The organism is Streptosporangium sp. NPDC002544, from assembly GCF_040295965.1.
Lineage (GTDB): Bacteria > Actinomycetota > Actinomycetes > Streptosporangiales > Streptosporangiaceae > Streptosporangium.
This window is the reverse complement of record NZ_JBEOWJ010000013.1, coordinates 222,336-231,616: the sequence shown is the minus strand read 5'-3', so window position 1 is coordinate 231,616 and position 9,281 is coordinate 222,336. Positions and strand designations below refer to the sequence as shown.

8 protein-coding genes are annotated in these 9,281 nt (G+C 68.8%); 1 reads left to right on the top strand and 7 read right to left on the bottom strand.

Features of this window, described 5'->3' with window-relative positions:
• Positions 1-113: 113 nt before the first annotated feature.
• From ABT061_RS21845 to ABT061_RS21825, 5 genes are all read right to left on the bottom strand, one after another.
• Positions 114-1,121: a LacI family DNA-binding transcriptional regulator gene (locus ABT061_RS21845; protein WP_030908950.1), complete on the bottom strand. Its 1,008-nt coding sequence runs from the start codon at positions 1,119-1,121 to the stop codon at positions 114-116.
• Between the two features lie 34 nt (positions 1,122-1,155).
• Positions 1,156-2,580 (bottom strand): GH1 family beta-glucosidase, encoded by a 1,425-nt coding sequence (locus ABT061_RS21840; RefSeq protein ID WP_350920622.1) that lies wholly within the window; start codon positions 2,578-2,580, stop codon positions 1,156-1,158.
• Positions 2,577-3,476 (bottom strand): carbohydrate ABC transporter permease, encoded by a 900-nt coding sequence (locus ABT061_RS21835; protein ID WP_451936441.1) that lies wholly within the window; start codon positions 3,474-3,476, stop codon positions 2,577-2,579. The genes ABT061_RS21840 and ABT061_RS21835 overlap by 4 nt, the downstream gene beginning before the upstream one ends.
• Positions 3,473-4,450 carry a carbohydrate ABC transporter permease gene (locus ABT061_RS21830; RefSeq protein WP_350920619.1) on the bottom strand — a complete coding sequence of 326 codons (978 nt, stop codon included), beginning with the start codon at positions 4,448-4,450 and terminating at the stop codon, positions 3,473-3,475. Before ABT061_RS21830 ends, ABT061_RS21835 begins: the two co-directional genes overlap by 4 nt.
• 82 nt (positions 4,451-4,532) lie before the next feature.
• A complete protein-coding gene (locus ABT061_RS21825; protein WP_350920616.1) occupies positions 4,533-5,885 on the bottom strand; it encodes an ABC transporter substrate-binding protein in 1,353 nt (450 codons plus the stop codon).
• Positions 5,886-6,645: 760 nt separating this feature from the next.
• Here ABT061_RS21825 and ABT061_RS21820 point away from each other — a divergent pair.
• Positions 6,646-7,155, top strand: coding sequence for a hypothetical protein (locus tag ABT061_RS21820; RefSeq protein ID WP_350920613.1), 510 nt, complete (start codon positions 6,646-6,648; stop codon positions 7,153-7,155).
• A 30-nt stretch (positions 7,156-7,185) separates the two neighbouring features.
• Here the strand turns inward: ABT061_RS21820 and ABT061_RS21815 are convergent, their stop codons facing one another.
• Together ABT061_RS21815 and ABT061_RS21810 are read right to left on the bottom strand one after the other, a co-directional pair.
• Complete coding sequence (locus ABT061_RS21815) at positions 7,186-8,520, bottom strand: sensor histidine kinase (RefSeq protein WP_350920611.1); 1,335 nt, start codon at positions 8,518-8,520, stop codon at positions 7,186-7,188.
• Entirely contained in the window at positions 8,517-9,185 is a 669-nt protein-coding gene (locus ABT061_RS21810; RefSeq protein ID WP_350920608.1) for a response regulator transcription factor, read from the bottom strand. Before ABT061_RS21810 ends, ABT061_RS21815 begins: the two co-directional genes overlap by 4 nt.
• Positions 9,186-9,281 lie beyond the last annotated feature (96 nt).

The window sequence follows — 9,281 nt, the reverse complement described above, 5'->3', positions numbered from 1 at the left end:
GCGCTTTTCCGGCGGCGACTACCTCGACCCCACCGCCCCGCCCGCGTCGTGGTACCGGCTGAGGCCCGGCTCCGTCCCGCCCGGCGCGCCGAAGGCCACCGGAAGGGGTCGTCTCAGGCGGAGGATCGCTCGACCAGGTGGGTGTCGAGTATCACCACCGGCTGCTCCAGGTGCTCGCCGTTGATGCGGGAGACGAGGAGGTGGGCCATCTGCCGGCCCATCGACTCGGTGGGCTGGTGCACGCTGGTCAGGGCGGGGGAGGAGTGCGCCCCGGCGGGCGAGTCGTCGAAGCCGATCACCGCGACGTCGCCGGGGATGCTCTTGCCCTCCTCACGCAGCACCCGCATCGCGCCCAGCGCCATCGGGTCTGAGGCGGTGAAGACGGCGTCCAGGTCGGGGTTCTCGGCGAGCAGCTTGCGCATTTCGGCCATGCCGCTCTCCTCGCTGAAGTCGCCGTACGCCACGATCTCGCTCAGGCCGGTCGCGAGCAGCGCGTCACGGTAGCCCGCGAGCCGGTCCACGCCCACGCCCATGTCCTGCGTTCCCGCGATGGTGGCGATCCGGCGACGGCCCCGGCCCAGCAGGTACTTGACCGCCTGCCTGGCTCCGGCCCGGTTGTCCACGTCGACGTAGCTGTAGGGGGTGAGGCCGACAGGGCGGCCCCCGATGACCGTCGGCACGCCCATCGCCTCCAGCCTTCCCGGCAGCGGGTCGGCACCGTGCAGGGAGATCAGCAGCACCCCGTCGACGTGCTGTCCCGTCAGATAGTGCTCCAGCCGTTCGTGCTCCTGCTTCGACTGGGCCATCGCGAGGATCAGCTGCAGACCGGTCTCGGACAGTGCGGAACCGATGCCGCGGATGGTTCCCGCGAAGTACGGCTCGTCGAAGACCCGCAGCTCGGACTCCGATACGACCAGCGCCACGGTGTCCGTGCGCCGGGTGACCAGCGCGCGCGCAGCCCGGTTGGGCACATAGCCCAGTTCCTGGATCGCCTGCAGCACGGCGTCGCGGGCCTTCTCGCTCACCTTCGGTGAACCGTTGATGACCCGCGACACCGTGCCTCGGCCGACTCCGGCCAGGGCCGCGACCGCCTCAAGCGTCGGACGACGGTCGCCGTTCATGTGTTTCAGCCCCCCGTGGTGAATTCGCCGGCCCCTATTCTGTCGGACCGTTCAGGCCTCCGCGCCTGATCGTCCCGGCATACCAGAGAGCGCTCTCTTTGGGAACTCTAGTTTGCGTCTCATAGTCGACGTGCACCAGTCCGAACCGCTTCCCGTACCCCCACGCCCACTCGAAGTTGTCCATCAGGGACCAGGCGAAGTAGCCCTCCAGCGGGATCCCCGCCTCGATCGCGGTGTGGCAGATGCGCAGGTGGGCGTCGATGTAGCCCACCCGGTCACGGTCGTGGACGACGCCGTCGGGTCCCACGACGTCGTCGAAGGCCGCGCCGTTCTCCGAGATGACCAGCGGGACGCGCGGGTACTCGGCGGCCAGCCGCTGCAGGATCTCCAGCAGCCCCGAGTCGTCGATCTCCCAGCCCATGGCCGTCACGGGACGTCCGCCCTCGACGAACGAGACGTGCTCGCTGCCGACCCAGGGGGACCCGGTGTCGGTGGGCGCCGCCGCGGCCGACGCCGCGCCGCCGGGGGTTCCGGAGACGGTGAAGCGGCTGTAGTAGTTGATCAGCAGCTTGTCCAGCGGCGTTGAGATGGTCTCCATGTCCCCGTCCTGGACGAGCCCGGCCGGCCGGCCGAGGTCCTCCAGCACGTCGGCCGGGTACTCGCCCTTGAGCAGGGCGTCCAGGAAGAAACGGTTCTGCAGCCCGTCGATGCGGCGGGCGGCGTCCTGGTCGGCCTCGGAGGCGGTCTGCGGCGTGATCGCGTACAGGTTGACGCAGCCGCCGATGACGCTCTCCGGGCGCTGGGCCCGTATCGCCTGCGCGGCCAGGCCGTGCGCGAGCAGCAGGTGGTGGGCGGCGTACACCGCCTTGTCGGGCTCGCGCCGCCCGGGGGCGTGCTCACCCGAGGCGTACCCGAGGAACGCCGAGCACCAGGGCTCGTTGACGGTGCTCCAGTTGCGGACCCGGTCGCCCAGCGCGTCGTGCACGGCCGCCGCGTAGTCGGCGAAGCGCTTCGACGTGTCCCGTGCCGGCCAGCCGCCCGCGTCTTCCAGGGGCTGGGGCAGGTCCCAGTGGTAGAGCGTCACCCACGGGTCGACGCCCCGGGAGAGGAGCTCGTCGACCAGGCGGCTGTAGAAGTCGATGCCCTTGAGGTTGACGGGGCCGTGTCCCTCGGGCTGGATCCGGGGCCAGGAGATGGAGAACCGGTACGCGCCGAGGCCGAGTTCGGCCATCAGCCGCACGTCGTCCCGGTAGCGGTTGTAGTGGTCGATGGCGACGTCGGCGTGCTCGCCGTTCACCACCCGGCCCGGCTGCTTGACAAAGGTGTCCCAGATGGAGATGCCGCGGCCATCCGCCGAGACGGCGCCTTCGATCTGGTATGCGGAGGTGGCCGCGCCCCAGACGAAACCTGTCGGGAACACCAGATCCGGGGTCTGAATCTGCGTCTCTTGCGTGGTCACGCTTTAACCGCACCTTCCATGAGTCCGCCGACGATCTGACGGCCGAACGCGATGAAAACGATGAACAGGGGGAGGACCGATGCCGCGGTGCCGGTGAACAGCATCACGTAGTCGGTGCCGTGGGCCTGGTTGAGCGCGGCGATCGACGTCTGGACTACCGGGTTGTCCGGGTTCAGCACGATCAACGGCCACATGAACTCGTTCCAGGTCTGCATGAAGACCAGCAGTGCCAGCACCGCCATTCCCGGCCGTAGCGCCGGCAGGATGACGTTCGCGTAGATGCGCATGGTGGAGGCGCCGTCGACGCGGGCCGCCTCGACCAGTTCGTCCGGCACCGCCTGGGTGGCGTACTGGGTCATCATGAAGACCCCGAAGCCGTTGACCAGGAAGGGCAGGATCACCGCCTTCAGCTGGCCGGTCCAGCCGAGCGTGACCATGAGCTCGTACAGCGGCACGACGCCCATCTGCTGGAGCGGGACCATCATCGTCACCAGGATCAGGCCCAGCAGGATCTTGCTGCCCCGGAAGCGCAGCTTGGCGAAGGCGAAGCCGGCCAGGGTGGAGATGAGCACCACGGAGAGGGTCACGGTGACCGAGACGATGGCCGAGTTGACCAGGCCGGTCATGAAGTAGGCGTCCTCGGTGGACAGGAGCCGTGAGATGTTCTCGCCGAGGTGGCCGCCGGGGAGCAGCGGCGGCGGTACGTCGATGGCCTCCTCGTTGGTCCGGGTGGCCATGATGAACATGTAGTAGATGGGGAACGCCGACAGCACGAGCGCGAAGGCCAGGACGACCTTCGTCAGCGGGCCGGCGTCCCAGATGCGGTTCCGTGCGGCCGACGGGCCGGAAGGCCGCCGTGAATGCGCCGGGGGCCGCCTGGACTGGATGGCCGTCACTTGGAACCCCCGATGCGGCGGGTGAAGGAGTAGTTGATGAGCGTCCCGACCAGGATCAGCGCGAACAGCATCCACGCGGCGGCCGAGGCGTAGCCGAAGTCGAAGTCGCGGAACGCCTCCTTGACGATGAACATGGCCACGGTCTGGTATTGGCCGGTGGTGCCGCCGGCCATCGTCGGGTTGCCTTCGAACATGACCGGCTCGGTGAACAGCGTCAGGCCGCCGATGGTGGAGATGAACACCACGAAGACGATCGTCGGGCGCAGCATCGGGATGGTGATCTGCCAGAACTGCCGCCTGGCCGTGGCCCCGTCGATGGCGGCGGCCTCGTAGAGATCCTTGGGGATGGTCTGCATGGCGGCCAGCAGGATGATGGCGTTGTAGCCGGTCCAGCGCCAGTCGATCATGGTGGAGATCGCGATCCACGCGGACCACTTCTCGTTCTGCCAGTTGATCGCGTCGGTTCCGAAGAGGCCCAGGAACCAGTTGATCATGCCGTAGTCACGCCCGTACAGCTGGGTGAAGACGACGGCGACGGCGACGACGGAGGTGATCAGCGGCAGCAGCACGCCGAGGCGGAAGAAGAGCCGTCCCCGGATGCGCTTGTTGAGCGCGTTGGCCAGCACGAGGGCGAGGACGAGCTGCGGGATCGTCGACATGACGAACATGCCGAGAGTGTTGATCACCGCGTTCCAGAAGGCCTCGTCGGTGATCAGCTCGATGTAGTTCTCGAGGCCGACGAAGGACTTGTCCCCGGCGAGCTCCCAGTCGTGCAGCGAGACCCAGAGGGTGTAGCCGAGCGGGAAGATGCCGAAGATCGCGAAGAGGAGGAAGTACGGGGAGACGAGGAAGTAGGGGGTCGCCCGGAGGTCGAACCGGGCCCATCCACCGCCTCGCTGCGGTCCGCCTGCCCCCGCCGACCGGCGGGGGCCGGGCTGTGGAGGGGCGGCAGGGGAGTCGACGTGCAGTGTCATCAACGGAGCCTTTCAGCGGGGGCAGGCGACCGGCCCGGCGGCGGGATCACCGCCGCCGGGCCGGTGCGGGTCGGTAGGGGGATCAGCCCGCTGCCTTGACGCCGGCCTCGATGAACTTGGTCCAGGCCTGGTCGTAGGGAACCGAACCCTGGTCCATGCCCTCGAGGACCTTCTCCACCGCGGTCTTGACCTGGGCGTGCTTCTCGCCGAGGAAGACGGGAAGCAGGTCCTTGACCGATGCGCCGAAGATCTGGCCGGTCGGCGCGTCGTTGAAGAACGGGTTCTTCAGGTCGGCGACCGCCGGGTCCTGCTGCGCCGGGATGGAGCTCGGGAAGGCCGCTGCCTCCTGGAAGGCCATGACGTGGCCCTCCTTGCCGGTGAGGTAGTTCAGGACCTCGGCGGCCTCCTTGGGGTGCTTGCTCTGCTTGGGAACCGCGAGGTAGGAGCCGCCCCAGTTGCCCGCACCGCCGGGCACGGACGCGACGTCCCACTTGCCCTTGTTGTCGTCACCGGCCGCGCCGGAGACCACACCGAGCATCCAGGCCGGGCAGCCCATGGTCGCGAAGCCGCCCTTCTTGATGGCGGCGTTCCACGGCGGGGTGAAGGAGGCGAGCTTGGCGGTCAGGCCCGCCTCGCTGAAGTCCTTCACCGTGTCGAAGGAGGTCTTGATGGCGGGGTTGCTCTCGATGACGAGCTGGTTGCTCTTGTCGAAGTAGGCGACGTTGCCGTTCTTCGGCGCCTCCTGCGACAGGATCACGTTGTAGAGCGTGTTCGGGCCGTCGAGGAACTTGGGGTCGCCCTTGCCGGGGTTGGCGGCCTTGAACTTCTCGCCGATCGCCTTGAAGGCGCTCCAGTCCGGCCAGAGCTTGCCGACCTCGTCGCGCTCGGTGGGCAGGCCCGCCTTCTCGAACAGGTCCTTGCGGTAGCACATGGTCATGCCGCCGATGTCGGTGCCGAGAGCGAAGAGCTTGTTGTCGGCGTTGATGCCGTTGTCCCACTTGGCCGCGGGGAAGTCGGCCTTGCGGCTCTCCAGCCCGTACTCGGCCAGGTCGGTGAAGAACTGCGGGCGGGCCTTCATGAGGCCCATCGCGCCCTCGTCCAGGGCGATGATGTCGGCCGCGCCGCTGCCGGCCTGCAGGCGCTGGAGCAGCTGCGGGAGGTAGACGTCCTCGAACCGGTCGGTCAGGTTCTGGTACTTGACCTGGATGTTCGGGTGTGCCGCGTTCCAGGTCTCCACGGCCTTGTCGTAGCCGAAGTTCTCGCCACCGCCGAAGGTGTGCACGGTGATGGTCACCGGCTCGGCCGCGGCGGAGGCGCCGCCGTCGCCCGCGGCGGGCTTGGCGGGCTCGCTGGAACCGCACGAGGTGATGGCCAGGGCGGTGGCCGCCATGACCGCTACGGCGGCGAGCTTGCCGTGCCGCTTGTTGTTCAACATTTCCGGACCCCTCTCAGGTGGTCGCCCGAATCATTGGGAGGTGACACCGGGGGGCCGGTCCCCGACAAACACGGCCTCGCGGTGCGGTAGTTCCTCAATGTGCTTTGGGAGCGCTCCCACGAAGAGTGGACGATGGGCAACCGGGACGTCAATATGCCGAAACTCAACCGTTACATCCGACTGTTTTGGGTGGGACTATCAGCATGAAGTGGGTACATACATCTCATTAGGGTGATTGGGAGCGCTCCCATCTCACGGACATACAGTCGGGGCATTTCGTGTCCGTGCCGAGGCTCGCCGGGGAGCGGCGGGCTGCCCGCCGCTCCCCGGCGAGCCTCCGCCCCGGTCCGGTGTTCGGCGAAACCCGTTAGGCTTATCCAATACGTTGAAACATGCCTGAGATGCCACACTCGATGCGTGCCGCACGTTCGCGATCGAGAGACATGGTGGCGGGTGGACGCGCGAGGGGGTTTCCATCCCCCGGCCCCCCGGCATCGTTGTTCACCGAGATCCGACCGTGGCCGGTCGGGTCGTCACGCCATCCATGATCGTTGATGGTGTCGCCCTCGCCCGGATCACCGTGTCCGGCGCTCGGTGACACCTCCCGCGAGGGAGCCGTGTGATTGTCACCCACTCCAGGCGGCGAAACGGCCGGGTAAGCGAGTCGTCAGCCGCCGAAAGGTCTCCGACAAGGAAGATCTCATCGAGTACCCCCGGCGGCGGGGAGGCATCCGGCGGGCTGTCCAGGCAAACTGTGCCCATGAGTCGACGTTCACGGTGGGCGGCGCTCCTGGCGGGACCCGTCGCCGCCCTGATGGTGGCGGGCTGCGCCGCTGACGGCGGAGCGCTCCGGCCCGACACGGAGCTGACCAGAGTGTCGGACCCCAGCGCCGCGCCCGGCCCCGGCCTGTTCGCTGTCAACTCGCAGCGGCTCGGCGGCCTCATCGTCATCGACGTCCAGGGATACGTCCTCTACCGCAGTGACGCCGACGACGCGAGCCCGTCACGTTCGGCCTGCGTCGGCGAGTGCGCCGAGATCTGGCGCCCGATGCCGGTCAGCGACATCGGGAGGCTGCGGATCGTCGGCATAGACCGGGGAAAGATCGGCAGGGTCGTCAGGCCCGACGGCACCGAGCAGCTCACCCTCTCGGGGTGGCCGCTGTACGGTTACAGCGGTGATCGCATGCCCGGCGACACCGGCGGGCATGGCCGAAACGGCTGGTTCGCCATCTCACCCGCCGGAGCCAGAGCCGGCCGCTCCACTCCCTGACGCTGCCTCGCCACGGCGCCGCGGCGAGCGTCATCGCCTGTCAGGCGGCGGCTCGTCGGGCAGGGTCATGATCGCGGCAGTGCCCCCTCCGGGCGCCGGATGAAGCCGCAGTGCCCCACCGTGCAGCTCCGCCACCCATTGTGCGATGGTCAGACCCAGGCCGGTGCCGTCCGCCGCGTCGCTCCGGAAACGCTGCGCCGGGCGGCCGTCCGGACCCGGACCGGGACCCGGACCGGCATCCTTGATCACAACCGTGCCGTCGGTGACGACGAGGGTGATCGTCGCGGGTTCGGCACCGGTCCGGCCATGCCGGACGGCGTTGTGGACCAGATTGCGGATGGCGATGCGGACCAGGGTCGGGTCACCGCTCGCCACCGTGGGCGAGACCGACACCGCCGCCGTGTGCGGCGGCTGCACGGTCTCGGTCACCACCTCCTCGGCCAGCTGGTCGAGGCGGAACGGCTGCCGCTGGAGCTCTCTCAGCCCGGCGACGAGACGCGCCCGCATGAGCAGCGCCTCAACCGAGTCGGCAAGCCGTTCGGTGGAGCGCAAAACCTGCTGCAACGCCTGAGACTGCCGGCCGGGATCCTTGATCGCGGCCTCCGACAGTGCCCGGATGACCGTCAGAGGGGTGCGCAGCTCATGCGCCGCGTCGGCGACGAACCGCTCCTGCTGGCCCAGCGCCTCGACAGCCGGCTGGGTGCCCCGCCGGGCCAGCAGATGCCCGCCGAAGCCGGCCAGGAGTGTGAACACCGCTCCTCCGGTGAACAGGATCCACCCCAGCCGCCGATGGGCCCGCTGAACGGGCTCAAGATCGACTGCGACCACGATGGTGCCCGACACCGCTCCGGTGACGGCGTGCGAGAACGGGACCGCGAGCAACCGTGAACGACGCCCCACGCTGGTGACGGTCGCGGCGAGTTCGCCGCGCCCCTGCCAGACGGGCCGGGCGAGGCCGCGCAGAACCTCTGGCGCGATCACCGGCAGGCTCGACGGATACGCGAAGACGAGGCGGACGTCGGTGCGGGTACCTTCGTACACGTGCACCGCGGTCGGGCCCTTCGACGCCGGATCGGCGAAGAGGCGGTCCAGCCGCAGCGCGCCGGACTCGTAGTACAGCAGGGCTTTCGCGGTCCGGGCGGTGCGCTCCAGCTCCGCCCGGACGAGACCGTCGCGCTGCTGCTGGTCGACGACCATCGCGACGGTTCCCATACCGGCCAGACCCATCACATTGAGGGCTGTCAGCAGCAGGGCCAGGCGGACCCGAAGCCCGTTGAGGCGCCCGGTCGTCTGCAGATGTGTCGGCTGGGTCCCCTTCTGACCCCTGCCGCCGGGATCGGGGCCGCGGAGACGTAGCGGGTTCACAGCCGCACGGGCCCGGCCCGGTAACCGGTACCCCGCATCGTGAAGATCACGGCAGGCTCACCGAGCTTGCGTCTCAGCTGGTTGACGACGACGTCCACCACATTGGACGCCGGGTCGGCCCGCTCGTCCCAGCAGTGCTCGATGAGCTCGGTACGGGTGACGACAGCCGGTTGGTGGGTCATCAGGATCTCAAGGACCGCGAACTCCTTGGGCGTGAGGGTTTGCAGCACCCCGGCGCGGCGGACCTCCCGGCGGGCCACGTCGAGCGTGACGTCGCCGACGCGCAGGACCGGCGGGACCATCGTGGTGCGGCGCCGGCACAGGGCGCGCACCCGCAAGACCAGTTCGTCGGTGGAGAACGGCTTGGTCAGATAGTCGTCGGCGCCGGCCTCCAGGCCTGCCACCCGGTCGCTGATGTCGTCGAGCGCGGTCAGCATGATCGCTGGTATGGCCATGCCGGCCTGACGGCGCCGGTGGAGCTCGTCGGCCGAGTCGCCTTCCGGGAGCATCCGGTCGAGGATCAGGCAGTCGTAGTCGTTGACGCTCATGCTGAGGTCGGCCTGGCTCCAGTTGGCCGCCTCGTCGACGGCGAAGCCGGCCGAACGCAGCCCGGAGACGACGGCACCCCGCACGTCGGGATCATCCTCGACGACGATCACACGCATGGGACGAGGGTAGCGATCCGCCGGGGGAGTTCAAGACGAGGGTGGCGACCTGTCAGGAGAGTTCAACCAGCCGCGTGCGGAGCGGGCCGGGGGCGT

What these genes read in the sequence shown, in the direction of transcription:
- ABT061_RS21845 (WP_030908950.1), bottom strand. Translation starts at nt 1,121, where the DNA reads ATGAACGGCGACCGTCGTCCGACGCTTGAGGCGGTCGCGGCCCTGGCC.
- ABT061_RS21830 (WP_350920619.1), bottom strand. Translation starts at nt 4,450, where the DNA reads ATGACACTGCACGTCGACTCCCCTGCCGCCCCTCCACAGCCCGGCCCC.
- ABT061_RS21825 (WP_350920616.1), bottom strand. Translation starts at nt 5,885, where the DNA reads ATGTTGAACAACAAGCGGCACGGCAAGCTCGCCGCCGTAGCGGTCATG.
- ABT061_RS21820 (WP_350920613.1), top strand. Translation starts at nt 6,646, where the DNA reads ATGAGTCGACGTTCACGGTGGGCGGCGCTCCTGGCGGGACCCGTCGCC.
- ABT061_RS21810 (WP_350920608.1), bottom strand. Translation starts at nt 9,185, where the DNA reads ATGCGTGTGATCGTCGTCGAGGATGATCCCGACGTGCGGGGTGCCGTC.